Genomic DNA, 25521 nt, shown 5'->3' with positions numbered 1-25521 from the left:
GTTCACTCTAATAGGCACAGGCTGTTCACATTACTGTGATTGCAGGCCAACGGCCGTGCGCGGCATGCCCACAAAGCCCGGCAATGCTTCAATGCTGGCAAGCCAAGCGCGCACTTGAGGGTAGTCGGCCAGTGACACATTGCCTTCCGGCGCATGGGCCACGTAAGTGTAAAAGGCGATATCGGCAATGCTCGGTTGTTCGCTGGCCAGGAAGCGACTTTGGCTCAGTTGCTGCTCCACCAACTTCAACAGGGCGTGAGAGCGGTTGATCGCGGTGACGGTATCGACATCGGCGCCAAACACCACGGCCAGTCGCGCCGCAGCCGGCCCAGCGTGAAGTTGCCCGGCGGCGGCCGACAGCCAACGCTGCACGCATGCTTGGTCGACAGGATCGGTCGGCAGCCACTGGCCGTTGCCATAGGTGTTCGCCAGGTAGATCAGGATCGCATTCGAATCGGCCAATACCGTGCCATTGTCGTCAATCACAGGCACCTGGCCAAAGCTGTTGAGGGTGGCGATAAAGTCTGGGGATTTTTGGGCGCCCTGCTTGAGGTCCACCAGGATAAATTCCGTGGGCAGGCCCAGCAGCGACAACATCAGCTCAACCCGATGAGAGTGGCCGGACAGCGGAAAACCATAAAGTTTGATCGCAGACTGGGACATGCAAGACTCCAAAGGTGGGGGTGTCGGTGCCAGGGATGGTCTACCGCTGCCCCGAACAATGGAATCACCAGGATTTACAATCCAGTATTTCACCGAATGAAACAATCATTCGCCGAACAATTCCACGATCAGATCGAACACCGTGGTCTTCACTGCACTGTCCAGCTCGGTCCAGGCCAACCCTGTACTGGCCTGGAAGCCGCCCAGCTGCAGATGCCGCGACACGCAATTGGCGGGCAACGCCCGCGCCGCCTGCTGCGGCAACACCCCAATGCCCAACCCGGCGGACACCAGCGCGAGCATGGTGGTGAACTCACCCAGTTCGCTGGCGATAGCCAGCGTGATGCCCAGGGCCTGGATAAACTCGTCATAGAACCCCGGCGCGTAACGTCGCGCCAGAATGTAAACCGGCAGATTGAGCAGGTCGCCAGGCCGGATGAAATCCTGGGCCGCCAGTGGGTGATCAATTGGCAACGCCACGCAAAAATGCTCATGCAACACCGCGCGGGTCTGCACGCCGGGGTGGGCGGCCGGCAAGCGCATCAGGCCGAAATCCAACTGGCCGTTCTTCAAGGCAGCCGCTTGATCAGGGCCGGGCATGTCCTTGAGCTCCAGTTCGATACGCGGGTAGCGCTGGTGTACTGCGCGGATCAACTCGGGCAATAACTGTGGCAACACCGACGACACAAATCCCAAGCGCACCCGCCCGATTTCACCACGGTTGGACGCCCGTGCCGTATCGGCCGCCCGAGCGGCCTGGTGCAAGGTGGCCTGGGCCTCCGGCAGAAACACCCGGCCGGCGTCGGTCAGCGTCACCGAGTGGCGGTTGCGATCCAGCAGGCGTACGCCGAGACCACTTTCCAGTAGCTTTATTTGCATGCTCAGCGCTGGCTGCACGATCGACAACTGTGCCGCCGCCCGCCCGAAATGCAGCTCCTGGGCCAGCACCACAAACGCGCGCAAGTGCTTGAGCTCCATCCGCCCCCCTTGGTTATCACCAATATTGATCAGCCGATCATAAATGAACATTGGACCTACACCCTACACTGGGATGAAGTAAGCGCCATTGGACTCAACGCTTATCACCATACACACGCCAGGAGAGACAACCCCATGCAAAACGTTTTGGAAACGTTCCGCCTCGACGGTCGACTCGCTCTGATCACCGGTTCCAGTGCCGGTATCGGCCTGGCCATCGCTCGCGGCCTGGCCCAGGCCGGGGCGCGAGTGGTGCTCAATGGGCGCAACCGCAGCACTTTGCGCGATGCGGCCGCAATGCTGACGCTGGAAGGCCTGGAGGTGCACACCCAGGCGTTTGATGTGACCGACAGCGCGGCCATCCACGCCGCCGTCGCCGATATCGAAGAGCGCCTTGGCCCGCTGGACATCCTCGTGAACAACGCCGGCATGCAACGCCGTGGGCCGCTGGAAGACTACAGCGAGCAACACTGGCGCGAGCTGATCAGCACCAACCTCGACAGCGCTTTCCTGGTGGGCCAGGCCGTGGCACGGGCGATGATCCCGCGCAAACGTGGGCGCATCATTAATATCTGCTCGGTGCAAAGTGAACTGGGCCGTCCGGGCATCGCACCGTATGCGGCGAGCAAAGGCGCACTGAAAATGCTGACCAAGGGCATGGCCATCGATTGGGGCCCCCATGGGTTGACGGTCAACGGCATTGGCCCCGGCTATTTCAAGACCGAGCTGAATGCAAACCTGGTGGCCAACCCCGAATTCAGCGACTGGCTGGTGCAGCGCACGCCGAGCCGCCGCTGGGGTGACGTGGCCGAACTGGCCGGCGCCGCCGTCTTCCTCGCCAGTGACGCGGCCAGTTTCGTCAATGGCCACATCCTGTATGTCGACGGTGGCATCACCGCCTCGCTGTAAACTGGAGAACCTTATGCACGCTATCGTCTGTCACGCCTCGAAAGACCTGCGGGTCGATCCCCAGGATGAACCGCAAGCCCTCGCGCCCGATCAACTGCGCGTACGCATAGCCCGTGGCGGTATCTGCGGTTCGGATTTGCATTATTACCAGCACGGCGGCTTCGGCAGCGTGCGCCTGCGCGAGCCGATGGTGCTCGGCCATGAAGTGTCGGCGGTGATCGACGCGGTGGGCAGTGACGTCGGTTCGTTCAAGGTCGGTCAACGCATTGCCGTTTCACCATCGCGCCCTTGCGGCGGTTGCCGGTATTGCCATCAAGGCCTGCCCAACCATTGCCTGAACATGCGCTTCTACGGCAGCGCCATGCCCTTCCCGCATATCCAGGGCGCGTTTCGCCAAAGCCTGGTGATCGAGACGCATCAGGCCCATCACCTGGCCGACCACGTCAGCCTCGCCGAAGGTGCGTTGGCCGAGCCGTTGTCCGTGGGTTTGCATGCGATCCAACGCGCCGGCACGGTGTTCGGCAAACGCATACTGGTGACCGGCTGTGGCCCGATCGGCAACCTGCTGATCGGCAGCCTGCGCGCCGCCGGTGCCGCTGAGATCGTCGCCGTGGACCTGTCCGCCAGCGCCCTCGCCTGCGCCGAAAAAATGGGCGCCACGCGCCTGCACAACCTGGCCGACAGCACCGATGCACTCAAGCGCTACACCGCTGAAAAAGGTTACTTCGACGTGATGTTCGAAGTCTCCGGCAGTGCCCAGGCCCTGCGCAATGGCCTGGAATGCATCGCCCCGCGCGGTGTGCTGGTGACGGTCGGGCTGGGTGGCGATGTGTCGCTGCCGCTGAATGTGCTGGTCAGTCGCGAGATTGAATTGCGCGGCACCTTCCGCTTCCACAGCGAATTCGCCCAGGCGGTGGACTTGCTCAACCGCCACATCGTGGATGTGCGCCCAGTGATCTCCCACACCGTGCCGTTTGGCGACGCGGTGCAGGCATTTGAGTTGGCGGCGGATAAGACCCAGGCGATGAAAGTGGTGCTGGACTTTGGTGTGCCGGACTTGAGCTGACCGTCAGCGTTCTTCCAATCGGTCGCGCAAAAACCGGTGGCTCCTGGAGAACAGCCGCCGGTAGGTGAGCAGTACCGCACCGACCGTGCCCAGCGCCGACGACGCGGCGATCAAGAACATGATGACGATCTGGTAGCGCACCGCATCCACCGGGCTCTCCCCCGCCAGCACCTGGCCAGTCATCATGCCCGGCAAGCTGACGATGCCCACCACGGTCATCTGGTTCAGCGTCGGGATCATCCCGGCGCGCACCGCCTGGCGGATGGCTTCCTGCGCCGCTTCCCAACGCGAACCGCCCAGGGCCAGGATCATCTCGATGGTGTTGCGCCCCGAGGTCAGCTCCTGAGTCATGCGCTCGATCCCCAAGGACACACCGGTCAGGGTATTGCCGAGGATCATCCCCAAAATCGGGATCGCATATTGCGGCTCGTACCACGGGTGGATCCGGATCACCGCAAACAAACCCACCGCCGTCACCAGCCAGGAACTGCCCCACACCGAGAGGATGCTGTCGACCCGCTGCCCGCGATAGGTCCTGCGCCCACGCCCCGCCGCCGACAGCCCGGCAATCAAGGTCATCGCACACATCAGTGGCAGCACCACATACCAGTACGCGAACTCGAATACCCAACCCAGCAAGTAACCGATGGCCAACAGTTGCACCACCGTGCGCACCGCCGCCCAGAGCAATTGGCGACCGAGGCCCAGGCGCAACAGCAATGACAGCGCGCCGTTGATCAGGATCAGCGAGGCGGCAATGCCCATGTCCAGCGCGGTGAGGTTTTGATAGTTCATGGTTGGGCCGCTCCACTCAGGGCACCGGCATTCATGTGCAGGTGGATGGCGCTCATGCGCTGGGCCTGGTCCAGGTCGTGGGACACCCAGATATAGGCGCGGGCGTTATCGGCGGCATACCAGGCGGTGATCAGCGCTTCGACATCACGCGAGGATGTCGGGTCGAGTGCGGCAGTCGGTTCGTCCAGCAACAGCACTTCGGGGTTCAGTTGCAAGGTCCGAATCAGTGAGACCACCTGGGACTCACCGCCTGACAAGTCACCGGCAATCTTGGCCAGGAAGTCCGGTGTTTTACCGGCGTGCCCCAGCAGTGTGGTGACCGCCGCCAGATCAAAGCTGCGCTTGCGCAACGTCTTGAGGCTGAAGGGGAAACGCAGGTTGTCTTCCACCGTGCCCTCGATCAGCGCGGGGCGTTGTGAGAGGTAGCTGATGTGGCTGCGATAGTGGGGAATCTGCGCGTCGGCGATGGGCTGGCCGTTCCACAGGACCTGCCCGCGGGTCGGCGCATCCAGCAATGCCAGCGCACGCAGGAACACGCTTTTACCGGAACCCGAGGAGCCGGTGATGGACACGCGGTCGGCGCGGTTCAAGCAAAAGTCCGTCGGTTGCAGCAACGCCACTTGGCGGCGCTCGTCCCTGCGCGTAAGGCCGCGGGTTTCTATCAGTGCGCTCATGAACGCGGGGTTCCTCTTAAACCGTGTTGGGTGCAATGGTGAGGCACGCGCAGGAAGATTTCATGAAAAAATTCAAACTATCGCCACCCCTGTCGTTCACACGTTCACGTGCAACGTAAAACAGGAGGCGACATGCAATACCGTCAACTGGGCCATTCGGGCCTGCTGGTATCCGAAATCATCCTCGGCACCGTACCGTTTGGGGGGCGTGCCGAGTTTGCAAAATGCGGCGCGGTGGACGTGCCCCTGGCCAAGCGCATGTTCGACATCGCGTTTGACGCCGGGGTGAATATGGTCGACACCGCCGACCTGTATTCCCACGGCCTGGCCGAGGAAGTCGTCGGTAAAGCCTTGGGTGACAAACGTCACGACATCCTGCTGGCCACCAAAGGCCGCAGCCCCGTGGACAAGAACCCGAACAACTCCGGCTCATCGCGCTACCACCTGATCCGCGCCTGCGAAGCCAGTCTGAAGCGGCTGGGCACCGATCATATCGACCTCTACCAGCTGCATAACTGGGACGGCGTGACGCCCATCGAGGAAACCCTCGAAGCACTGCGCCTGTTAGTGGGCTCCGGGAAAATCCGCTACTTCGGCACCAGCAACTTCACCGCCTGGCAGATGATGAAAACCCTGGGCAAAGCCGAGCTGCATGGCATGCTCAAACCCATTACCCAGCAGATTTACTACACCCCGGAATCTCGCGAAGCCGAGTACGAATTGCTGCCGATGGCGCTGGACCAGTCCATCGGCACCCTGGTGTGGGGCCCGATGGGCGAAGGCCTGCTGACCGGCTCGACCCGGCGCGGGCACAAGCCGCCGGCCAACACCCGCCAGGGCAGCGACTGGCCGGAACCCTATGTGCATGACCCGGAGCGTGCGCTGGATATCATCGAGACCCTTGCCGCCGTGGGCGATGAGCTGGGTGTGTCGGTGGCGCGCACTTGCCTGGCCTGGCTCAAGGATCGCCCGGGGATCACCTCGCTGATCATCGGCGCCCGCACCGAAGCGCACCTGCGCGACAACCTGGCGGCGACTGAACTGAAACTTACCGAGGCACAGTCTTCGCGCATCGAGGCGGTCACGCGCCGACAGCCGTTGTATCCGTACTGGCATCGATTCACCGCTGGGATTGATCGCTTTGATCCAGCGGAGCAGCCCTTCCTGGCGGAACATCAAAAGACCATGGATGCCAGAAAAGATAAGTAAACGCTCACGCAAATCCCAATGTGGGAGCGCGCTTGCCCGCGATAGCGGTGGATCAGCTAGTGAATCTGGTGACTGACACTGCGCAATCGCGGGCAAGCCCGCTCCCACAGTTTTGAATTGCACTGAACAGCAATCCTGCCTATATTTCCCGCCTGGCGCTCTCTACGCCACCTTCCGCGGAAAGGGCTGCGCCCAAGATACTCAAGCACTACCTCATTTCTACGACTCCCAACCTTAAAGCGGAAAAGGTTTGTACAAGGAGATCGTATGTCGCCACGCCCCGCATCCTCGACCCATCACGGCCGTATCAACCTTGAGCAGCAGCGCAAGCGCGCCAAGGAGCTATTGCCGCAGCTGAAAAACCAGGACCCCAGTTCCACCTTGTCGCAGGCCCAATGGCAGGTTGCCAGACAGCTCGGTTTCAGCAGCTGGCCCAAGCTCAAGGCCCATGTCGACGCCCTCGATTTCGCCGCCCGCCACCCAACGTTCGATGCCTGCGATGAAGCCCGCACCACCCACTGGCGCTGTTGCAGTGACATTGCCCACAGCCTGCAACTGGCGGGGTTCAAAGGCCAGTTCCGGATGCTCACCGACCCGTTGTGCATGGGGCCGGTTCGCGACCTGCCCAGCGAAGATTTCCGCGCCCTGCGCAGTGCCTTTATCAGCCAGGCCTTTGCGCTGGACTGCGCTGATGTCGCGCGCCGCGTTGACGATGAATATAACCAACTGGACGCCTTGGCCAGCGCCGACCACAGCGTGCTGTGGTGCGAGGCGGATGCCTACGATCAGCTGTTTCTGATCCGCGCGCTGGCCGGTCTTGAGCAGGCACCACCCAGGCTGGAGCTGATTGAGGTCGACCGTATTCCCGGGGTCGAGCGCTTTATCGGCATCGGCCAGTTGGCACCCGATGTCCTGGCGTGGCTATGGCCGCAGCGACGGGTGATCAATGATGCGGCAGTGCAGTTGGCCCAGCAGGCCTGGGCGGCTTACTGCGACAGCTCACCGGTCAAGCTCGCGGAACTGGCGCACAACACGCATGCGTCGCTGCCCTTTCTCGCGCCAGCGCTACTGCGCCAGTTACAGGAGTTGCCAGGTATTCTGGATGGCCTGTCACTCACCGAGCGCCTGTCGCTAAGGTACATCGCCGAGGTTGGACCGGTGCCCTTCGGCAGGGTATTCGCCGAGCTGATGGCCAAACGCGAGCCGCTGCCGTTCCTGGGCGACATGATGTTCCATGCCCTGCTGCGGCCATTAATCGATGGGCCGAACCCCTTGCTGATCGAAACCGAAACCGACCGCGAATGGCCACGCCGCGAGCTGGTGTTGACGCCTTTGGGCGGTCGGGTTCTGGACGGTGATGCCTATTGGCTGGACCACGCCAGCCATGAGCGCTGGGTCGGTGGTGTGTGCCTCAAGCCCGGCCAACCGCATTGGACTTTAGGCAGCGATTGCCACCCCGTCTGGCGTGACTGACCCCAGTTTACCGCTTGGGCGATAACCCGACGGCGCACGCCACCACCGCCGGGTCGCCCAAAGGGATCGCCCGCGGTGCCACCGAGGGTGGCTGCGTCCGGCTGTCGACGGCGCGCAGTATCGGGCGCTCAACGGTCGGCAGGCTATGGTCGGGGTCGACAATCTCCATGCAACGGCGCAACGAGTTGAAGTCCGGCGACTGCGACAGCGACAGGTGCAACGTCTGGCTCACCGATACCGACACCACCGAACTCTGTGCGCATTGCCCGTCATAGATCAGCGTGTGGCGAATCAGCGGGTTGTCATGGCAATACTTCAACAGGTTGACTTGCCTGGATCGCACTAGCGCTGTGTTGATGATCAACAAGTCGAACGCCACGCAACCTGAGCGCGTCAACGCCTGCAACTCCTCGAACGAACTCAAGGGGGCGATACGGTGATAGCCCAGCTGGTTGAGCATTTTCTCGATCTTGATCCGTTGCAACAAGTCTGCATCAGCAATCAGAAGGCGTAACGCTTTATTGGACATAGGGTAAACCTGACAGTTGGGCATCAGCGTCGATCATTCAACGCTGAACACGGTAACCGTCAGCGGGAAACCTGACTTTAAGGCGATTCTGAAACGGTCACCGGGTGCACCGGCCAACTTTTAAGAATCGCCTGAAAGCCCTCGCATCACCTCGCCCCTACCATGGCCTGCGTCCTCTTACGCTTCCATGGAATTCGTCTGTGCTCATGTTTTTACTCAGAATGGTGCTGATTGCCTGCGGGCTGCTGGTCCTCGCGCCGCCGCCTGCCAGCGCGGCACTGAAGATCGAAGGCACGCGCTTGATCTATTTCGGCCAGGACAAGGCTGCCAGCATCAACGTGTTCAACCAGGCGTCGCGCGAGGTGGTGGTGCAAACCTGGATCACCGGCGATGACGACTCAACCGGCGGCGCGGTGCCGTTTGCCGCCACCGAGCCGCTGGTGCAACTGGGCGCAGGGGAGCATCACCCACTGCGCATCCTGTATGCCGGCGAAGGCTTGCCCACCGATCGCGAATCGCTGTTCTGGCTCAACATCATGGAGATTCCGCTCAAGCCGGAAGACCCCAACAGCGTGCAGTTCGCAATTCGCCAACGGCTCAAGCTGTTCTATCGGCCGCGCACGCTCAAGGGCGGCTCGGCCGAGGCGGTGCAGCAGTTGGTCTGGAGCAGCAAGGACGGGCACACCATAACGGTCCGCAACCCCAGCGCGTTTCACCTGTCGCTGGTGAACGTACAGACCGACAGCGTGACGCTCAGTGATTACCTGCTGCTCAAGCCTCAAGAGAGCAAAACCCTGACCGCACCGAGCGCCTTGCCCAAGGGCACCACCCTCCATTTCACCGAAATCACCGATATCGGCTTGCAGGCCCGCCATAGCGCGGCTCTCAAGTGATAGATCGCGGGGTATTTACACCTATGTCACTCACCAAACGCTGCTTACCAATACTGCTGTGGGTCTGCGCGGCCCTGCCCGCCACCAGCCATGCGCTGGCTTGCCGTGAGGACGGCACCGGCTCGATCATCACCCAGGAAGCGCTGGGCACCGCGCTGGCCGTCGCCGCCGATGCCCCCAACGGCAGTATTATCTGGGAGTCGGGCCCACGCTCGACCAATGTGATCTGCAAGGACGACTACAGCGTCGGCCGCGAAGAGGTGTATTTCTATGTCAACCCGGCCGGCGTGAGTATCGGCACGGGCATTCGCGTGGGCATTCGCTATAACAACCAGCCGATTACCCAAAGCACTGGCAAGGTCGGCACCGGGTTCTTTTCCGACCGGGGCTGCACCTCCAACTGCGTCGGTTGGGACAAGGCGCGCTTTACCCTCAACTTCAGTGTCTTCATCGAGAAGTACGACCCCACGCCACCGAGTGGCCAAGCCAGTACATTGACCTCGTACCGTGTATTCCAACTGGACGGCGTGCGCGGGCTCAACTCAAGGCCCAACAGCAACTTCAACTACGTGGTCACCGGCATGAACGGCATCCGCTTCGTGCCTTGCACCCCCGAACTGACCATCACCCCCAACGTGGTCAAATTCCCCACACCGTCGCGCAAGGCGTCGATCGGTGAAGTCGCCAGCAGCGCGAACTTCAGTTTGAACCTGCGCAAGGGCTGCGACACGCCCTACACCGTCAGCGCACGCTTCGCCAGCACATCGGGGGGCGGCAGCGTGATCAACGGTTTGCTGGTGCCGGATAACAACAATTCGGTGGGCATCTCGTTGTCCCGCGCCGAGAGCGAGCAGCCATTGCCGTTCAACGATTGGTTCACCCTGCAGCAACTGATGGGGCTGGGCCAGAGCCACGATGAATTCCGCGCCGACCTGAAATGGCGCACCCTGCCAAAACCCGGCGCGTTCGACGCCGCCGTGGTGGTGGATATGTATTACAAGTAGATGATTTTTAAGGATCGTCTTATGCCGCGCGCAACGGCCCGCGCTTAAAGTCTGCCGATGCGATTGAAAAGTTATCTGCTCCAGATCAACCCCGTCCTCTCCCGACCCGAAGCAGCCAGAAGGCTGCTTCGTATTTTTGCGACCGTGCTGCTCGTCGGCATCCTGAGCGGGGTCTATACCTTTCTGCTGTCCACCTTCAATAACGACATTTCCCAGCGCCGCGGCTACATGAGCAGCGCCATCGCCGAAGCCCATACCTTTTTCACCAACCGCCAGGCCCTGCTTGAAAGCCTGAGCCTGTCGGCGGTGCGCAAGCAGTCCAGGCTTTACCCTTCCTCACAGGAAGAACAACACCTGGAGCTGGGCAATACGCCCGGCAACCAGTGGAGTATCTGGCTGACCGCGCGCATGCGCGACTACCTCAAGGCCAAGCAACTCAACCTGCTCTATGTGAGCCCCGACCCCATCCCGCAGGTGACGCGGCTGTACGACGCGACCGCACAGGTATTGCCGATTTCCAAGTGCATGCTCAACCGCCTCAAGGCCCTGCAACACAGCGACCCGGCCACGCTCAACGAGCTGTGGCTGAGCGACAACACCGAACACCACTCGCACCTGTACATCTTCATCCGCCTGGACGACCGCGATGCCAATTCCGGCTGGCTCGGCCTTGAGATGGAGAGCCGCGAGGTGTCCTCGACCCTCAGCGACCAGAGCGCCGGGGAGTTCATGATGCTCAACTCCCAAGGCATGCTGGTCTTTACCAACAGCCCTGATACCCCACTGAGCCGGCAACACCTCAAGCCCGACGAAGAGAGCTTCTTCGGTTTTGTCGGCAGCGGGCTCTTGCCCGACCACCTGGTAATTCGCAAGCACTTGAAGTCTTCTGAGTGGCAACTGATGTACTCCATCGACCTGCGCGCTGTAGTCACCGGTTTATGGAAACAGCTGCTCGGTTCGCTGTTGTTCTGTCTGTTCAGCCTGATGCTGATCGGGTTGGTGATGCGCCGTGTCGACCAGCGTTTCATCATTCCTTCGATCCATCGCATCCAGGCGCTGATCGAAAGCGAGGCATTCGGCCGTGATGTGATCCAGACCGCGCCCGTCGCCCTCTGCGTACTGCGCCGCACCGACGGCCAGGTGGTGCTGGAAAACACCCTGGCCCAGCAGTGGCTGGGCAACGGCCCGGAGCGCGAAGCGTTGCGCGCCGGCTGGATCGAACAAGCCTTTGCCAACGGCCCGTCCGAACGCAGTGACTACTTTGAAACCATCGACGGCCGCCACCTGTACCTGAGCAGTGCGCCGACCCGCTATAAAGGCGAGGACGTGCTGTTTTGCGCGTTCAGCGATATCAGCGCGCGCAAGCAAGTTGAGGCGGCGCTTGAAGAAGCGCGGCATTCGGCAGATGCCGCCAACGCCGCAAAGACGTTATTCCTGGCGACCATGAGCCATGAAATCCGCACGCCGCTGTATGGCGTACTGGGCACCCTGGAACTGCTGGCGCGCACCCAACTCGACAGCCAACAGAAAGACTACCTGCATGCCATCGAAGGCTCGTCCTCGACCTTGCTGCAATTGATCTGCGATGTGCTGGATGTGTCGAAGATCGAGGCCGGGCAACTGGCACTCGAGTTGAGCGAATTCTCAGCGCTGGACCTGGTGCACGAAATCATCCAGGGCTATGCCGCAGCCGCCCAAGGCAAAGGCCTGCAACTGTATGCCTGCTTCGACCCGAAGTTGCCGGAACGGCTGATCGGCGACGTGACGCGCATCCGCCAGATTCTCAACAACCTGCTCAACAATGCGGTGAAATTCACCGACTACGGGCGCGTGGTGCTGCGGGTCAAAGTGCTTGGCCGCGACGGCGAACGCTCCAGCCTGCTGTGGCAAGTCTCGGACACCGGCAAAGGCATCGCCCAGGAAGACCAGGCGATGATTTTCGAGCCGTTTTACCAGAGTGAAGGCAACACCAACGTAGTCGCCGGCACCGGCCTGGGCCTGCCGATCTGCCAGCGCCTTACGGAATTGATGAACGGCAATATCCGTATGGTCAGCGAGCTGGGCCTGGGCAGCAGCTTCAGCCTGATCCTGCCGCTGGAGGAAGCGCCCACCACACCGATGACCCCGTTGCTGGCCGAGACCATCTACGTGGCCTCGCCGATCCCGGAGTTGGCGAATTCCGTCAGCGGCTGGTTGCGCCGCTGGGGCGCGCGGGCCCAGACCGGCCTGCCGACGCTGCCGGACAACCATCTGCTGCTGCAAGTGCATCCCGGCAGTGTCGACCCGTTGCTGGTGCCCGAGTGGCCGGGGCCGGTGATTCACGTGAGCAGCAACACCTGTACCGCCGTGGAAGCCGAAGCCGGCGCCTGGCACGTCAACCTCAACCATCTGGGTGCGATTCATCAGGCGGTGAGCCAGGCGCAGGGGTTGTGGGTGGCCCGTGCCGATGAACAAACGCGCCAGCGCGACCTGAATAAACTCAACCTGCACCTGCTGGTGGCTGAAGACAACATCATCAACCAGTTGATATTGCGTGACCAACTCGAAGAACTCGGCTGCACCGTGGAGCTGGCGGCCGATGGTCAGGAAGCGTTGCAGCTGTACACCGCCGGCAACTTCGACGTGGTGTTGACAGATGTGAACATGCCCCACATCAACGGCTATGAACTGGCGCGCGAACTGCGCCGCCTGGGCTCACCGTTGCCGATTATCGGGGCCACCGCCAACGCCATGCGCGGCGAGGCCGACCTGTGCCTGGCCGCCGGCATGAACCACTGCCTGGTCAAACCCTTTGCGTTGCGGGCTCTATTCAACTCCCTGGCGCCTTATGCACGGAACACTCATGAAGCCTCTTAGTATTTTGATTGTTGAGGACCATCCCCTGCAGCACATCTATCTGCAGCACTTGCTCAGTGAGTTGGGGGATTTCATGCTCGAAACCGCCGAAGACGGCAAAGAAGCGCTGGAGCGACTGCGCCAGCGCGATTTCGACCTGGTTCTGACCGACCTGCTGATGCCCGGCATGGACGGCGTGCAGTTTATTCAGTGCCTGGCCAGCCTGCGCTGCAAACCGGCGCTGGCGATCATGAGTGCGGCGTCGCGGCGCATGTTGATGGCGGCAAGCCTGGTGGCGAAAAACCTCGACGTAGAAGTAATCGGGCTGATCTCCAAACCGGTCGCTGCCGATGCCTTGCGCAGCCTGGTGGAACAGCTCAGGAACAAGGTACGCAAGCCCTCCCCCGAATTGCCCGAACACATGGACATCGACCGTCACACGCTGGTGCAGGCCATGAGCAGCGGCCAGTTCCAGGCGTGGTTCCAACCGAAAAAATCCTTGGCCAACGGCCGAATCGTCGCTGCCGAAGCCCTGGTGCGCTGGATGCACCCGGAGCAAGGCGTGATGCTGCCTGCCGCGTTCCTGCCGGCGATCAAGGCATTTGAACTGGAGGAACGCCTGTTGTGGCTAGTGCTCAAACAGGCCATCCACGCCCAAGAGCATTGGCGCCAGCGCGGCTATGAAATCCCGGTATCCATCAACCTGCCCACTCACCTGCTCAACAGTCACGACCTGGCTGACCGTTTACTGGAGTTCGTGCTGCACCACGATGGCATCCCGGGAATGATCTGTTTCGAATTGATGGAATGCTCGGTGCCGCAGGACATCAGTAATTTCTATGCCGGTGCGTGCCGCCTGCGCATCAAGGGCTTCGGCCTGTCCCAAGATGATTTCGGCAAGGGCTACAGCTCGTACCTGAACCTGGTGTCCACGCCGTTTACCGAGCTCAAGATCGACCAGGCGCTGGTCCAGGGCAGTCACGACAACGAAGGCATCGCCCAGGCATTGGCGAGCATCATCGCGCTGGGCCGCAAACTCGGCCTGACCGTGGTCGCCGAAGGCGTGGAGACACCCCAGCAATTAGCCCTGCTGCGCAAAATCGACTGCAACCAGGTACAGGGTTTCCTGATTTCCCATGCGGTCTCTTCGGACCAATTTCAGCAATTACTGAACAATGATGGCCCCGCGACATCTCACTAGCTGGTGGCCACGGATTATCTGTTCCATAGTAAGGAGTAAGCTCCATCCAGTGCCGATTTATCCTGCGCCTGCGGAAACCCCTGATGAAGCACAACAACGCGATCCTCGAAGCCTTTACCCGCAGCTCATTGCGCCTGAACAAAGGCTTGATGGTGCTGATTGGGATCGCGTTGCTGCTGGTCCTCACCAATTACTGGTCACTGCAACGGGGGATCGAAACGCGCTACGGCGCTACGCGTTTTCACTTCGCGCGGCTGATGGAAAACCTGCAGGAGCAAGAGTCGTACCTCAGGAGCCTGACGCATCCGGGGATCCAGGCCGAACTGCTGCGTGCCACCAATGTTCAGGTCAGCCTGAAAAGCCGCATGGTCGACAACCGCCGTACGCTCTATGAAGGCCAGAAGTATTCGTTTTCAGTGCCGTTCAGCGTCAAGTTCGATGAGCAGCAAGTCAGCGCCGCCGCCAGGCCGCAGATCTTTGCCCTAGGCGCGCACCTGACCAGCTACTACAGCGCCTTCTGGTCCTCGTCACCGTACGAGGCGCCGCAGACCTTTTTGCTCAATCGCCAGACGAACTACACCATCACCATTCCATCCGTGGGTTACCAGCGGCGGGAAAGTACCGAGGAAACCGGCAACCTGGTGGCGGTGGTCAACGCGGTGCAAAACACCCTGGAGCAAACGCCGCAACCGCTGGAGCAGGATCGCGTGTATTGGCAGGCAGGTCCTGAACCCGAACACTTGCTGGCGTACATCGGCCTGCCACTCGATGGCCAGAGCCAGGTGGTGATCGGTACCTTGCTCGACCTGGCCCTGGCCGACGATGTGCAGCGCGCCCTCGACCACTCGGCGTTTGATCGCTTCACGCTGATTGCCCCCGACGGCACGCGGTTGATCGGGCCAGAAACCGGAGCGCCACTCAGCGATGGTATGCACATCACCGCGAATGGCTTCGAATTCAAGATAACCCAAGCGGGTGACCAGCCCTGGAGCGCGGTCTATGGCCTGAACTACTCGCACTTCTTCCACTCCGCGTTGTGGCCGCTGAGCACCCTGGCCCTACTCTTTGCCAGCCTGATTGGCCTGGGCTGGGCCGGCAGCCGCTGGTATCGGCGCCAGGTCATCACCCCGGCGCGCCTGGCCCACGAACACATTGCCGAAAGCGTGGCGTTCAGCCGCGTGATCATCGACACCGCGCCCACCGGCTTATGCGTGGTGCGGCGCAGCGACGGTAAAGTGCTGATCGAAAACCAGCGTGCCCAACAATGGCCGGGCACCGCACGCCTGGTGGCAGCCATGGCCGGTACCCACGACAGCGCCGAAAGTGGCGAGACGCACCTGGAAATCGAAGGCCGGCACCTGCAAATCGGCTTTGTGTCGACCCGCTATCAGGCCGAGAACGTACGCCTGTATGCGTTCAACGATATCACCCGACATATCGAAGATGCCCAGGCGCTGGAAGAAGCGCGCCACGCCGCCGATGCGGCCAACAAGGCCAAGACACTGTTCCTGGCGACCATGAGCCATGAAATCCGCACCCCCCTGTATGGCGTACTCGGCACCCTGGAATTGCTCGGCCTCACCGACTTGGACGTGCACCAGAAAACCTACCTGCACACCATCCAGCGTTCGTCCGGCACGCTGTTTCAACTGATCAGCGATGTGCTGGATGTGTCGAAAATCGAGTCCGGGCAAATGGCGATAGAAGCCGTGGATTTCTGCCCGCTGGACCTGCTCGAAGACACCCTTCACACCTACGCGGCCTCCGCCCAGCGCAAGGGTTTGCAACTGTACAGCTGCATCGACCCGCAGTTGCCGGACTGCGTGATGGGCGACCCGATGCGCATCCGCCAGATCCTCAATAACCTGGTGAGCAACGCCATCAAGTTCACGGATGTCGGGCGCGTGGTGATCCGCGCCAGGGTCATGGAGTTTGATGCCGACAACGTTGACCTCGAATGGCAAGTCACCGACTCCGGCGTCGGCATTCCCGAGGTGCAGCAAGCCAAGCTGTTCGATCTTTTCTACCAGGCACCGGACACCGCGAGCGAAGGCGGCGCCGGGCTGGGCCTGCCGATTTGCCGGTGGCTGGCGCAAATGATGGACGGCGAAATCCGCGTGGTCAGCGAGCCAGGCCTGGGCAGCAGCTTTACCCTGAAAATGCGCCTGCCACGGTGTTGCGGCACGCTGACCAATCTGCCGCAGATCGACCCGAGCCCGACGCCGGTGTATGTGCAGGCACCGGTGCGCGAATTGGCGCAGTCGATGAGTGACTGGCTCAACCGCCTGGGCATTGCGGCCGCTCTGGCAGCAACCAGTCATGAAAAGGACAGCCGCCAGGCGGTGCTGGTGGACCTGTTGCCCAACGAGTCCGCCAAACCATGGGCCGGTCAACGTGTGCTCTGCCTGCCGGGCGCCCACAGCCCGCCGCTGCACACGGCGCAAGGCTGGGTGGTGGATCTGCACGACATACGCAGCATCGCCGCCACCGTATCACTGGCGCAGCACGGCAAGCATGAGCAACCTGCGGCAGCACGCCCCCAAAGCGCCGGGCAGTTGGGGCTGCGCATCCTGGTGGCCGAGGACAACCCGGTCAACCAGGCGATCATCAAGGAACAGCTGGAAGCGCTCGGTTGCTCGGTGAGCCTGGCTGCCAACGGCGAACAGGCGCTGCAACTGTGGCAACCGCAGGCCTTCGACCTGGTGCTGACCGACGTGAATATGCCGCTGATGAATGGCTATGAACTGGCCAGGACCTTGCGCGAGCATGACCCGCAATTGCCGATTATCGGCGTGACCGCCAATGCGATGCGCGAGGAAGGCGTGCGTTGCCTGGCAGTGGGTATGAATGCCTGGATCGTCAAACCCTTGAGCCTGCAAACCCTGCGCGGCCAGTTGGTCAAGCTGTGCAAGGTCAAGCCGCCGATCGAGCCCGTCGCGGCGGTATTCGACGACAGCGTGCAGCTGTCGGACAAGATGCGCCCGCTGTTCATCAGCAGCGTGCAGCATGACTTGCAGCGCATCGGCGTGGCGCTGGCGCAGCGTGATGCCCACGGCCTCGGCCAATTGCTGCATTCGACCGCGGGCGCCCTGGGCGCAGTGCAGGCGCTGAGCCTGGCCCAGGCCTGCATCGAATTGGAAAGCGCGCTTAACCGCGGCAGCCTCGACACTACGCTTGAGCTCAAGGTGAAGGCTGTGATGCAGCGTCTGTCGGCCGTTCTGGAGACTCTCCAGCCCGGGCACTCTTCACTTACTTGAACTGGCACTACGGACGGCCCTTTATGAAAAAATTCAACGTAGTAATCGCGGACGATCACCCGATCGTGTTGCTTGGCGTTCGCGAACTGGTGGAGCGCGACACGCGCTTTCAAGTCGTCGGCGAGGCCGTGTGTTCGGCCGGCCTGATCGAGCTGTTGCAGCGCCAGGGCGCCGACATTGTGATCACCGATTACAACATGCCGGGCGACTCGCCATACGGCGATGGCCTGAAGCTGGTGGAATACCTCAAACGGCATTTCCCGCAGGTACAGATCCTGATCCTGACGATGATTTCCAACCACCTGATCCTCACTCGCCTGCAGGAGCTGGGTGTGGTCGGCATCATCCAGAAAAGCCAGTTGCACACCGAGATTCAATTGGCGCTCAAGGCGATTGCGCAGCAGAGCGCCTATCGCAGCCTGGAACCGCCCAAGACCTCAGTGATCGAGACCCTGACGGCCATCGACGAGCGCTTCACCAGCTTGTCGCCCAAAGAGTTCGAGATCCTGCGCTTATTTATTTCCGGCATGAGCGTGAGTGATATTGCGCGCAGCCAGAACCGAAGTTCCAAGACCATCAGTGCGCAAAAAATATCGGCCATGCGCAAACTTGAAGTGAGCAGCGACCAGGACCTTCTTGCCTATTGTCTGGCGCGTAACATTTTCAACTAACCACTCACTTGCAAGCCATTCCTGGACAATGGCTTCGCCCTTTATTTGCTGGCCTCCCGCCCCTTCAAAAGCGCAACTAACCTACCCGCCTCCGCGCTTATAAGAATCGTCTTATTCGCTCCCGCCGCCTCGCCGCTTACTCTTTCCTCGCAGTTCAACAACCGCATTTTCCAACTAACACTAACGGACATCATCATGAAGAAGTTTTCCCTGGCTGTTATCGCCTCGGCCATTATCGCCGCTTCCGGCAGTGCCTTTGCCGATGATCCTGCACCGACGCCAACCCTGGGCGGCAGCGGTAAAATCACCTTCACCGGCGTGATCAACAACGACGCGTGCTCGGTCGACGGCGCCAACTCCGACCGCACCATTTCGGTGGACATGGGCAACGTGTCGATCAAAGACATGGGCACCGCGGAAAACCCAACTGCCGGTCGCGTCACTGCCAAAGACTTCAACCTGAACGTCAACTGCAACCAGGGCACCAAAGTCGCGATGATCTTTGACGCCAACAACGGCGGTTCGGGTCTGGTCACCGGCAAAAAAGTTCTGGCCCTGAACCCAGGTTCGGCTACCGCGCAAAACGTGGGTATCGCCCTGCTCGACAGCAATGGCGGCCTGATCGACCTCAGCTCGCCAAGCACCGCGCGCATTGAAAGCACCATGCACGGCGCCGGCACCGCAGGCGGCGACGCCACCCTGAGCTTCGCAGCCGCCTACGTCACTACCGCTGCAGCCAATGCATCCACCGCCGGTCGCGGTGACGCGACCCTGCCGTTCATCCTGCAATACGAATAACTCGGCGCCCCGAGCACCGAACGTGCGAGGCCATACGGCCTCGCCATTCTTCTTTGACTACACCGGATAACCCTCATGCTGCCTCGTTCTATCGCCGCATGCCTGGGGCTGCTGGGCATGCTTATGGCTACCCAGGCCGCCGCCAGCATTTCACTGAATGCCACCCGTATCGTATTCGATGGCGACCACAAGGAAGCCAACATCACCGTGCGCAACGGTAACCAGGATGTGTTGATTCAATCCTGGGTCGACATGAACGATTCCAGCGGCAGCCGTGCGCCGTTTGCCGTCACCCCGCCACTGGCGCGGGTATTCGCCAAGGAACAACAACTGCTGCGCATTCTGTACGAAGGCACCGGCATGCCCACGGACCGTGAGTCGGTGGTGTGGCTTAACGTGCAGGAAATCCCCAAGGCCAGCGAAACCGAGAACACCTTGCAGTTGGCCATCCGCCAACGCATCAAGATTTTTTACCGCCCTGCCGGCCTCACCGGCAGCGCGCTGCAAGCGCCTGCACAGCTTGAATGGACGCTGGCCAAACACGGCAGCCAAACGCTGTTGCAGGTGAAAAACCCGACGCTGTACCACGTGTCCATGGCCGACATCAAAGTGCAGGCGCAACTGGCCAGCGACTCCACCATGATTGCGCCCGGCGAGGAAAAACAGTTCTCGCTCAGCGCGCCAATCGCCAGCGGCCCGGTGCAGTTGTCGTTTTCCAGCATCAATGACTACGGCGCGCAGAACCACTACACCGCCGCTTTGTCAGGCGTCGCTTCGCACGCTACTGAAGCGCGCCTCAAACCCTAAGCCTTTTCTCTAACCCACAGGCTCACTTCGCGTGCGTGTTTGCGTGCCCGGCTGTTCGCCAATCAGGGATGTCACAGGTCTTCGCATGTCTTTTCTTTCCAGCAACAGGCCCGCACGGGGCGCACTGAAGTTGAAGACGCTGTCGCTTGCGATCGCCGCCAGCCTGCCCGCGTGGGTCATGGCCGATGAGGCTGCGGAAACCTTCAACACCACCTTCCTGCAAGGCTCGCAGTCGCCGGTCGACTTGCAGCAATTGCTCTCGGCCAACAGCGTACTGCCGGGTAATTACCGGGTGGATCTGTACAGCAACGAGGTACTGGTGGGCCGGCGCGATATCGATTTCAAGCGCAACCCGAAAAACGGTCGCGTCGAGGCCTGTCTCACCCTTGACCTGCTCAAGCAGTTGGGTATCGACATGACCCGTTTGCAGGCCGAAGGCAAACTCGACCCGCAGCAGCCACAGGAATGCTACGCCCTCGCCGAGATAATTGAAGACGCCAGTGTGCGCTACGACAGCAGCCGCCTGCGCCTGCTCGCAAGCATTCCGCAAGTGGCCATGCAGCGCGGCCTGCGCGGTTATGTTGACCCGCAGTTGTGGGACGACGGCGTACCCGCTGCGTTCATCAACTACCAGCTCAACAGCAGCCGCACGGCCGGTGACTATAAAACCCGCATCGCCAATAACCTCGGCCTGCGCAACGGCATCAACCTGGGTGCATGGCGCTTGCGCAACGAATCGAACATGAGTAACGGCACCGGGCGCTCGAACACCTTCACCAGCAACCGCACCTACTTGCAGCATGACGTGACCGCGATCAAGGGCCAGTTCAGCGCCGGTGAGATCTTCTCCGACACCGACTTGTTCGACAGCGTGCGTTATCGCGGCCTGAAACTCGCCTCCGATGACGGCATGCGGGCCGACAGCGAACGCGGCTACGCGCCGGTAATTCGTGGTGTGGCGCAGACCAATGCCACCGTAGAGATCCGCCAGAACGACTACATCCTCTACACCGCCAACGTTGCGCCCGGCCCGTTCGAGATCAACGACATCTACCCCAGCGGCTCTAACGGCGACCTGCAAATCACCGTCATCGAAGCCGACGGCAGCCGTCGTGTGACGATGCAGGCATTTTCCAGCCTGCCGATCATGGTCCGTGAAGGCCAGGTCAAATACAGCGTCTCGGCGGGCACCTTCAAAAGCAACGCCGATGGCCTGGCGAGCCCGCAATTTATCAGCAGCACCCTGGCGTACGGCTTGACCAGCAACCTCAGCGGCATTGTCGGCCTGCAAGCCAGTGACGACTACAGCGCCCTGTCGATCGGCGCCGGCAAGAACACCTCGTTCGGCGCCTTTTCCCTGGATACCACCCATTCGTCCAGCAAGGCGCGAGGGCAAACCACCCAGGGCAGCAGCGTGCGTGCGTTGTACGCCAAGACCTTTGCCGGCACCGACACCAACTTCACCCTGGCCGCCTACCGCTACTCCACCGAGGGCTACCGCACGCTCACCGACCATGTGGAAGACAGGAGCGAAGACGTGCGCGTGCGCACCGGGCATTCGAAAACCCGCACCGACCTGACCATCAACCAGAGCCTGGGGCGCAACAATGCGCTCGGCAGCCTGTATGTGAATGCCAGCGACCAGCGTTACTGGAACCGCGGTGGGTCGCAGAGTCTATCCGCCGGCTACACCGGCAACTGGGGCGACCTGAGCTACAACGTTGGCGTGACGCGCACCAAGCAAATCGTCACCTGGGGCGAGCCCAGCAGTGACACGCAGGTGAACCTGTCCATCTCGTTCCCGCTGGGCAGCCAGGCCCGCGCGCCCCGGGCGTTTGTCACCACCAGCCATCAGCATGGCGACACCACGACGCAAGCGGGTATCAACGGCTACGTCGCCGATGCCAGCGACACGTTCTATTCGGTGCAGGCGGGCCATAGCGACACCAGCGGTGATTCCGGTTCGGTGAATATCAACAGCCGCACCTCAGTGGCGGATGTCAGCGTTGGCTACAGCCAGGGCCAGGGCTACAACTCGCAGAACCTCAACCTTGCCGGTTCCGCGGTGGCCCATGCGGGCGGCGTCAACCTGGGACAAACCGTCAGTGAGACCTTCGCTCTGGCCGAGGTGCCGGGCATCGCCGGGGCGAAGATCAGCAGCTACAGCGGCGTCGAAACCGGCTACAACGGCTATGCAGTGATCCCAACGGCCCAACCTTACCGGGTGAACTGGATCAGCCTGGACACCCGCGACCTGGGTGGCGATGTGGAAATTACCAACGCCACCCAGCAACTGGTACCGCGCCGCGGCGCCGTCGTGGTGGCGCATTACAGTGGCAGCACTGGACGGCGGGTGCTGTTTGAGTTGTTTGATGCACAGCATAAGCCGCTGTCGTTTGGGGCTTCGCTGGAGGACGCCAATGGCAAGCAACTGGCGATTGCTGATCCGAATGGGAATGCGCTGGCGTTGGTGGAACAGGATCAGGGCACGTTGATCATCAAGTGGGGCGAGCAACAATGCAACGCAACCTATGCGCTGCCGCCGCAGAACAAAGCGCTGAACTATGAGCGTCAGACGCTGGTATGCGCGCCTTGATTGTGGGGGCGATTAGGCTAAGGTGCTGCCAATGCGCCTTCCTCTTCGAGACTTGCCCATGCGTAAGCTGTTATTCGCCAGTGTCTGCCTGCTGACCACTGCCCTGTCGGGCTGTCAGCAGACCCCACCGGCCAACGACCAACTCGACGCCGTGCTCTGGACCCAAACCTCCATTGAGCACGAGCTGATCTACCGTCAACTGTTTGCCAACGCCACCCGCCAGCTCGATGTGGCCCTGGCCGACCCAACCTGGGATGCCCTGCCCTTCCCGCCACGCAATTTGAACGGGCTGCCTGCGGCCGTGGTGGTCGATATCGACGAAACGCTGCTGGACAACGTGCCGCTCAATGCACGTGACATCATCCATAACCAAGTGTATTCCTACGACCGATGGAATACCTGGGTCGACCAGGCCAGGGCCCAAGCATTACCGGGAGCGGTGGCGTTCCTGCAAGCCGCCCAGCAAAAAGGCATCAAGGTTTACTACCTCACTAATCGCGAACACAGCCAGGTCGCAGCCACCGTCGCCAACCTGCGCCTGCGCGGCTTCCCAGTGAGCAGCGACGAACAAGTCCTGGCCGCCAGCACACCCACCGGTCATTGCGAAAGTGCCGGTTACGGCAAGACCTGCCGCCGCCAGTGGGTCGCCAGCCATGCCCGTGTATTGCTGATGGCAGGTGACTCGCTGGGGGATTTCGTGCAGGCCGAACACAACACCCTCGCCGCCCAACGCAAGGCGGTGGAGCCCTATGTGAGCTGGCTGGGGCAACGCTGGTTTTTGCTGCCGAATCCGAGTTATGGCAACTGGTACAGCGCGCCGTATGGGGATAATGAAAAGTTGCCGTTTGAGCAGAAGCGCAAGCTCAAGCAGCAGGCGTTGCAGCTGGAGGAGTAAGCGGTTGGCTGGGACTCAGGCTTTGATGTTTTGCCGGATGTTCCAGCCAAACTTCACCGGCCCACCGTCCTTGCCACCGTCGGCCTTCTGCGGCTGGTAGCTGACGTCGACGGTAGCGAAGTTCAGGGCGATGCGGTCGTACAACACGTCGCCAGTCTTTTCGGCATTGGTGCTGTAAGACGCCACCATGACTTCCTTCAATGTGATCACCAGATACTCAACCGGACCGGTGCCACCCGCTTTGCGCACCACCAGCTTTGCTTCGGGATAATGCTTGCCGCTGGCGCAGGCCATCATCAGATTCGGGCTCGATTTATCCAGCGGTTTTGTCAGGCTCAAGTTGGCAATATTGACCTTGCCCGCACCGCCACCCGTACCGCTGTGCATCGAACCCGACTGCGACATGCCCCACGCCCATTCAGTGATATCAATCTCGTCGCGATGGGCCTGGTCCCTTGATTCGCCCTTGATATCGCCCAGCTTCAAAAACATATCGACGGCCATGTTTGCTCCCTGCCTTGGTGTGCGTCGGTAGTGACGTGGGGCGCACTTTTCCTCAGTTGTGACTGTGCACACAAGACGCCAAGGCTTGATAGAGACGCACCCGACTTGAAATGACGAACCTTCCGACATTCATAGATGCCTGCTCGTCTTTACGCTCTCGGCTCCGGCAAAAACCAGGAGTTAAGGATGACGGCTTCCCTGCTGAAAGATGGATTCCCCTCGGCTCACCGCACTACGCGTCAGCGGGTTGAAAGCAGTATTGATTTGCGTAAGGTGTTCTTCGCCATTGACGCTGATCCGGCGCTGATCGGGGCGGGCGTGGTGTATATCGATGAAGTGTTTAACGTGGTGGTACTGCGTGAGTTTCAGGCGATTTGCAGTGTGCGACCGATCAAGGTGGTGCTGCGTGAGGCTCCCAGGTATGTGGGGCCGATGGAGTTCATGCGGATGTTGGAGCATGAGCCTCGGGAGTCAGAGGTGGTGGCTGAGGCGCTTGGCACGGCGGTGACGTGTGCGGGTGCAATACTCAGTTGGATAGTAGTGACGAGTGGGATGATGTTGATGCCCTTTACCGCGGGCACGAGTGCGGTTATTACGTTTATTGGTCAGGCTGCCCTGGCTGCCAGCATTACCCAATGCATCGTCGGGCTAGGTCGAACCAGCGCAGAGGCGATTGCTCCGCAATACCTTGATCAGTTAGATAACGAAGCCTGGTATCAGGCCGTTGACGCGATGCTGAATGCCATTGCACTACTTGGCGTCGCCACCTCGGCCTTGACCACAATCCGAACGGTACACACTGCAACAAGTGTCACCGGCAAGCCACTCAGACAAGTACTCAAAGGCCTGAACCGGCAAGAACGAGCGAGACTGAATGATGAACTGCTCAGGCTTCGTGACCCTCGATTAACGCTAAAACTGCTCAAGGTGAAACAAGCCAAGGGCGTGCTACCAAAACGAATCAGCGCCACAGAAATGCAACTTGCTACCGTCAATCACATAAGAGACGCCTTGGCTGCAACCTTGGGTTTCGCTAGCAGCTCGGTGCCAGGAAACATTAAGACGCTGGCTATTGGCGTCTACGAGGAAGCCAACCAGTGAGCAAGCGAGAATCGGTAAAAGACCTTGGCGAGTCCGCAATGGGTGAACAATGTAAAGCTTGGAAAGCTTTGCCTTCTGACGAGCAAGCTTACGCATACTTCTACTTTGAAAATCCACGAAAGTTCAGGAGACGCTATGCGCTAGTGATTGGAGCTGATCTACTTGCCGGCTGTTTCACGATTGCGATGACTGCCGTCCTATTATTGGTGACATTTCTCTCGACCCTTCCGGAAGGCCTTGCAATCAAAATCTTTTTTTTCGGCAGCATTGCAACAGGCCTTGTCCTCTTTTTTTCCAAGACTCAGGTCACCTATGGTCGAATCCACTTGGTATGGGTCAGTGTCGGCATTTACGTAACCTGCTTACTGATATCCCTGCCTGCGATAGCGTACCGTCCGCCGCTTTTTCTGTACGCCATGTCCCTGCTTAGCCCCTTGATCGGCCTGCTGATCCTCAACAGCAACCGCTGCCGCGAACTGCGCCAAAAGATGGTAGAAATCCGCCACAAGCGCGAAGACATCATCGTCACCCTGAAAAAACAGGGCCGCTGGAAAGGGTGGTAAGCCCTCAACACATTCATAGGCAGGCACCCAAGCGCAAAAGCTGAACACCTACCCAATCAGTCAGTGCCCATCGCGTCGCGACTTTGGCAAACTGCAGCGC

Annotated in this window: 22 protein-coding genes; 16 read left to right on the top strand and 6 right to left on the bottom strand. The window is 60.7% G+C overall.

Annotated features, from left to right (window positions below):
* Window positions 1-30 precede the first annotated feature (30 nt).
* Together ACLBW8_RS03665 and ACLBW8_RS03660 are read right to left on the bottom strand one after the other, a co-directional pair.
* The gene (locus ACLBW8_RS03665) at window positions 31-663 is read right to left on the bottom strand and encodes a glutathione S-transferase family protein (RefSeq protein WP_221295197.1); all 633 of its coding nucleotides are present in this window, start codon (window positions 661-663) and stop codon (window positions 31-33) included.
* Window positions 664-768: 105 nt separating this feature from the next.
* Complete coding sequence (locus ACLBW8_RS03660; protein WP_447805010.1) at window positions 769-1641, bottom strand: LysR family transcriptional regulator; 873 nt, start codon at window positions 1639-1641, stop codon at window positions 769-771.
* Between the two features lie 135 nt (window positions 1642-1776).
* Here ACLBW8_RS03660 and ACLBW8_RS03655 point away from each other — a divergent pair, with 135 nt between their 5' ends.
* On the top strand, window positions 1777-2550 hold the full coding sequence (locus ACLBW8_RS03655) for a glucose 1-dehydrogenase (RefSeq protein WP_447804601.1): 774 nt from the start codon (window positions 1777-1779) through the stop codon (window positions 2548-2550).
* 13 nt (window positions 2551-2563) lie between these two features.
* Window positions 2564-3616 (top strand): L-idonate 5-dehydrogenase, encoded by a 1053-nt coding sequence (locus tag ACLBW8_RS03650; protein ID WP_447804600.1) that lies wholly within the window; start codon window positions 2564-2566, stop codon window positions 3614-3616.
* Window positions 3617-3619: 3 nt separating this feature from the next.
* On the opposite strand, the gene ACLBW8_RS03645 is transcribed toward ACLBW8_RS03650, so the two are convergent.
* Window positions 3620-4411 carry an ABC transporter permease gene (locus ACLBW8_RS03645; RefSeq protein WP_053257023.1) on the bottom strand — a complete coding sequence of 264 codons (792 nt, stop codon included), beginning with the start codon at window positions 4409-4411 and terminating at the stop codon, window positions 3620-3622.
* Entirely contained in the window at window positions 4408-5085 is a 678-nt protein-coding gene (locus tag ACLBW8_RS03640) for an ABC transporter ATP-binding protein (protein ID WP_064453113.1), read from the bottom strand. The genes ACLBW8_RS03645 and ACLBW8_RS03640 overlap by 4 nt, the downstream gene beginning before the upstream one ends.
* A gap of 132 nt (window positions 5086-5217) precedes the next feature.
* On the opposite strand from ACLBW8_RS03640, the gene ACLBW8_RS03635 reads away from it, so the two are divergent.
* Both ACLBW8_RS03635 and ACLBW8_RS03630 read left to right on the top strand, forming a co-directional pair.
* Window positions 5218-6294 carry an aldo/keto reductase gene (locus tag ACLBW8_RS03635; protein WP_447804599.1) on the top strand — a complete coding sequence of 359 codons (1077 nt, stop codon included), beginning with the start codon at window positions 5218-5220 and terminating at the stop codon, window positions 6292-6294.
* Between the two features lie 267 nt (window positions 6295-6561).
* Entirely contained in the window at window positions 6562-7767 is a 1206-nt protein-coding gene (locus tag ACLBW8_RS03630) for a DUF1835 domain-containing protein (protein WP_447804598.1), read from the top strand.
* Window positions 7768-7774: 7 nt separating this feature from the next.
* On the opposite strand, the gene ACLBW8_RS03625 is transcribed toward ACLBW8_RS03630, so the two are convergent.
* A complete protein-coding gene (locus tag ACLBW8_RS03625) occupies window positions 7775-8296 on the bottom strand; it encodes a hypothetical protein (RefSeq protein WP_064453116.1) in 522 nt (173 codons plus the stop codon).
* Between the two features lie 206 nt (window positions 8297-8502).
* On the opposite strand from ACLBW8_RS03625, the gene ACLBW8_RS03620 reads away from it, so the two are divergent.
* The 10 genes from ACLBW8_RS03620 to ACLBW8_RS03575 all read left to right on the top strand — a co-directional run bounded on the left by ACLBW8_RS03620 (window position 8503) and on the right by ACLBW8_RS03575 (window position 23253).
* On the top strand, window positions 8503-9189 hold the full coding sequence (locus ACLBW8_RS03620) for a fimbrial biogenesis chaperone (RefSeq protein ID WP_447804597.1): 687 nt from the start codon (window positions 8503-8505) through the stop codon (window positions 9187-9189).
* Window positions 9190-9212: 23 nt separating this feature from the next.
* Window positions 9213-10193 carry a fimbrial protein gene (locus ACLBW8_RS03615; protein ID WP_064453118.1) on the top strand — a complete coding sequence of 327 codons (981 nt, stop codon included), beginning with the start codon at window positions 9213-9215 and terminating at the stop codon, window positions 10191-10193.
* A 57-nt stretch (window positions 10194-10250) separates the two neighbouring features.
* Window positions 10251-13049: an ATP-binding protein gene (locus tag ACLBW8_RS03610; protein ID WP_447804596.1), complete on the top strand. Its 2799-nt coding sequence runs from the start codon at window positions 10251-10253 to the stop codon at window positions 13047-13049.
* Window positions 13036-14229, top strand: coding sequence for an EAL domain-containing response regulator (locus ACLBW8_RS03605; protein ID WP_053257031.1), 1194 nt, complete (start codon window positions 13036-13038; stop codon window positions 14227-14229). The genes ACLBW8_RS03610 and ACLBW8_RS03605 overlap by 14 nt, the downstream gene beginning before the upstream one ends.
* A gap of 83 nt (window positions 14230-14312) precedes the next feature.
* Window positions 14313-17486, top strand: coding sequence for a response regulator (locus tag ACLBW8_RS03600; protein ID WP_447804595.1), 3174 nt, complete (start codon window positions 14313-14315; stop codon window positions 17484-17486).
* 23 nt (window positions 17487-17509) lie between these two features.
* Window positions 17510-18157 carry a response regulator gene (locus ACLBW8_RS03595; protein ID WP_053257033.1) on the top strand — a complete coding sequence of 216 codons (648 nt, stop codon included), beginning with the start codon at window positions 17510-17512 and terminating at the stop codon, window positions 18155-18157.
* Between the two features lie 195 nt (window positions 18158-18352).
* Window positions 18353-18955: a fimbrial protein gene (locus tag ACLBW8_RS03590; RefSeq protein ID WP_064453121.1), complete on the top strand. Its 603-nt coding sequence runs from the start codon at window positions 18353-18355 to the stop codon at window positions 18953-18955.
* A gap of 75 nt (window positions 18956-19030) precedes the next feature.
* Window positions 19031-19762, top strand: coding sequence for a fimbrial biogenesis chaperone (locus ACLBW8_RS03585; protein WP_447804594.1), 732 nt, complete (start codon window positions 19031-19033; stop codon window positions 19760-19762).
* An 85-nt stretch (window positions 19763-19847) separates the two neighbouring features.
* Window positions 19848-22358: a fimbria/pilus outer membrane usher protein gene (locus tag ACLBW8_RS03580; protein ID WP_447804593.1), complete on the top strand. Its 2511-nt coding sequence runs from the start codon at window positions 19848-19850 to the stop codon at window positions 22356-22358.
* A 58-nt stretch (window positions 22359-22416) separates the two neighbouring features.
* The gene (locus ACLBW8_RS03575) at window positions 22417-23253 is read left to right on the top strand and encodes a 5'-nucleotidase, lipoprotein e(P4) family (RefSeq protein WP_447804592.1); all 837 of its coding nucleotides are present in this window, start codon (window positions 22417-22419) and stop codon (window positions 23251-23253) included.
* A gap of 15 nt (window positions 23254-23268) precedes the next feature.
* On the opposite strand, the gene ACLBW8_RS03570 is transcribed toward ACLBW8_RS03575, so the two are convergent.
* On the bottom strand, window positions 23269-23757 hold the full coding sequence (locus ACLBW8_RS03570) for an Hcp family type VI secretion system effector (protein WP_447804591.1): 489 nt from the start codon (window positions 23755-23757) through the stop codon (window positions 23269-23271).
* Between the two features lie 186 nt (window positions 23758-23943).
* Between ACLBW8_RS03570 and ACLBW8_RS03565 the strand changes: the two genes are divergently transcribed.
* Together ACLBW8_RS03565 and ACLBW8_RS03560 are read left to right on the top strand one after the other, a co-directional pair.
* A complete protein-coding gene (locus tag ACLBW8_RS03565) occupies window positions 23944-24858 on the top strand; it encodes an NAD synthetase (protein WP_447804590.1) in 915 nt (304 codons plus the stop codon).
* Window positions 24855-25421 (top strand): hypothetical protein, encoded by a 567-nt coding sequence (locus ACLBW8_RS03560; RefSeq protein ID WP_447804589.1) that lies wholly within the window; start codon window positions 24855-24857, stop codon window positions 25419-25421. The genes ACLBW8_RS03565 and ACLBW8_RS03560 overlap by 4 nt, the downstream gene beginning before the upstream one ends.
* Window positions 25422-25521 lie beyond the last annotated feature (100 nt).

The organism is Pseudomonas sp. M5A4_2d (assembly GCF_053345295.1).
The sequence above is the reverse complement of the archived record's forward strand: the minus strand, read 5'-3'. Positions and strand labels throughout refer to the sequence as shown.

Bases quoted from the DNA above. Each gene is read 5' to 3' on its own strand.
- ACLBW8_RS03565 (WP_447804590.1), top strand. From the start codon at position 23,944: ATGACGGCTTCCCTGCTGAAAGATGGATTCCCCTCGGCTCACCGCACT.
- ACLBW8_RS03655 (WP_447804601.1), top strand. From the start codon at position 1,777: ATGCAAAACGTTTTGGAAACGTTCCGCCTCGACGGTCGACTCGCTCTG.
- ACLBW8_RS03610 (WP_447804596.1), top strand. From the start codon at position 10,251: ATGCGATTGAAAAGTTATCTGCTCCAGATCAACCCCGTCCTCTCCCGA.
- ACLBW8_RS03585 (WP_447804594.1), top strand. From the start codon at position 19,031: ATGCTGCCTCGTTCTATCGCCGCATGCCTGGGGCTGCTGGGCATGCTT.
- ACLBW8_RS03645 (WP_053257023.1), bottom strand. From the start codon at position 4,411: ATGAACTATCAAAACCTCACCGCGCTGGACATGGGCATTGCCGCCTCG.
- ACLBW8_RS03590 (WP_064453121.1), top strand. From the start codon at position 18,353: ATGAAGAAGTTTTCCCTGGCTGTTATCGCCTCGGCCATTATCGCCGCT.
- ACLBW8_RS03615 (WP_064453118.1), top strand. From the start codon at position 9,213: ATGTCACTCACCAAACGCTGCTTACCAATACTGCTGTGGGTCTGCGCG.
- ACLBW8_RS03605 (WP_053257031.1), top strand. From the start codon at position 13,036: ATGAAGCCTCTTAGTATTTTGATTGTTGAGGACCATCCCCTGCAGCAC.
- ACLBW8_RS03665 (WP_221295197.1), bottom strand. From the start codon at position 663: ATGTCCCAGTCTGCGATCAAACTTTATGGTTTTCCGCTGTCCGGCCAC.
- ACLBW8_RS03575 (WP_447804592.1), top strand. From the start codon at position 22,417: ATGCGTAAGCTGTTATTCGCCAGTGTCTGCCTGCTGACCACTGCCCTG.
- ACLBW8_RS03580 (WP_447804593.1), top strand. From the start codon at position 19,848: ATGTCTTTTCTTTCCAGCAACAGGCCCGCACGGGGCGCACTGAAGTTG.
- ACLBW8_RS03600 (WP_447804595.1), top strand. From the start codon at position 14,313: ATGAAGCACAACAACGCGATCCTCGAAGCCTTTACCCGCAGCTCATTG.
- ACLBW8_RS03640 (WP_064453113.1), bottom strand. From the start codon at position 5,085: ATGAGCGCACTGATAGAAACCCGCGGCCTTACGCGCAGGGACGAGCGC.
- ACLBW8_RS03625 (WP_064453116.1), bottom strand. From the start codon at position 8,296: ATGTCCAATAAAGCGTTACGCCTTCTGATTGCTGATGCAGACTTGTTG.
- ACLBW8_RS03630 (WP_447804598.1), top strand. From the start codon at position 6,562: ATGTCGCCACGCCCCGCATCCTCGACCCATCACGGCCGTATCAACCTT.
- ACLBW8_RS03635 (WP_447804599.1), top strand. From the start codon at position 5,218: ATGCAATACCGTCAACTGGGCCATTCGGGCCTGCTGGTATCCGAAATC.
- ACLBW8_RS03620 (WP_447804597.1), top strand. From the start codon at position 8,503: ATGTTTTTACTCAGAATGGTGCTGATTGCCTGCGGGCTGCTGGTCCTC.
- ACLBW8_RS03650 (WP_447804600.1), top strand. From the start codon at position 2,564: ATGCACGCTATCGTCTGTCACGCCTCGAAAGACCTGCGGGTCGATCCC.
- ACLBW8_RS03595 (WP_053257033.1), top strand. From the start codon at position 17,510: ATGAAAAAATTCAACGTAGTAATCGCGGACGATCACCCGATCGTGTTG.
- ACLBW8_RS03570 (WP_447804591.1), bottom strand. From the start codon at position 23,757: ATGGCCGTCGATATGTTTTTGAAGCTGGGCGATATCAAGGGCGAATCA.
- ACLBW8_RS03660 (WP_447805010.1), bottom strand. From the start codon at position 1,641: ATGGAGCTCAAGCACTTGCGCGCGTTTGTGGTGCTGGCCCAGGAGCTG.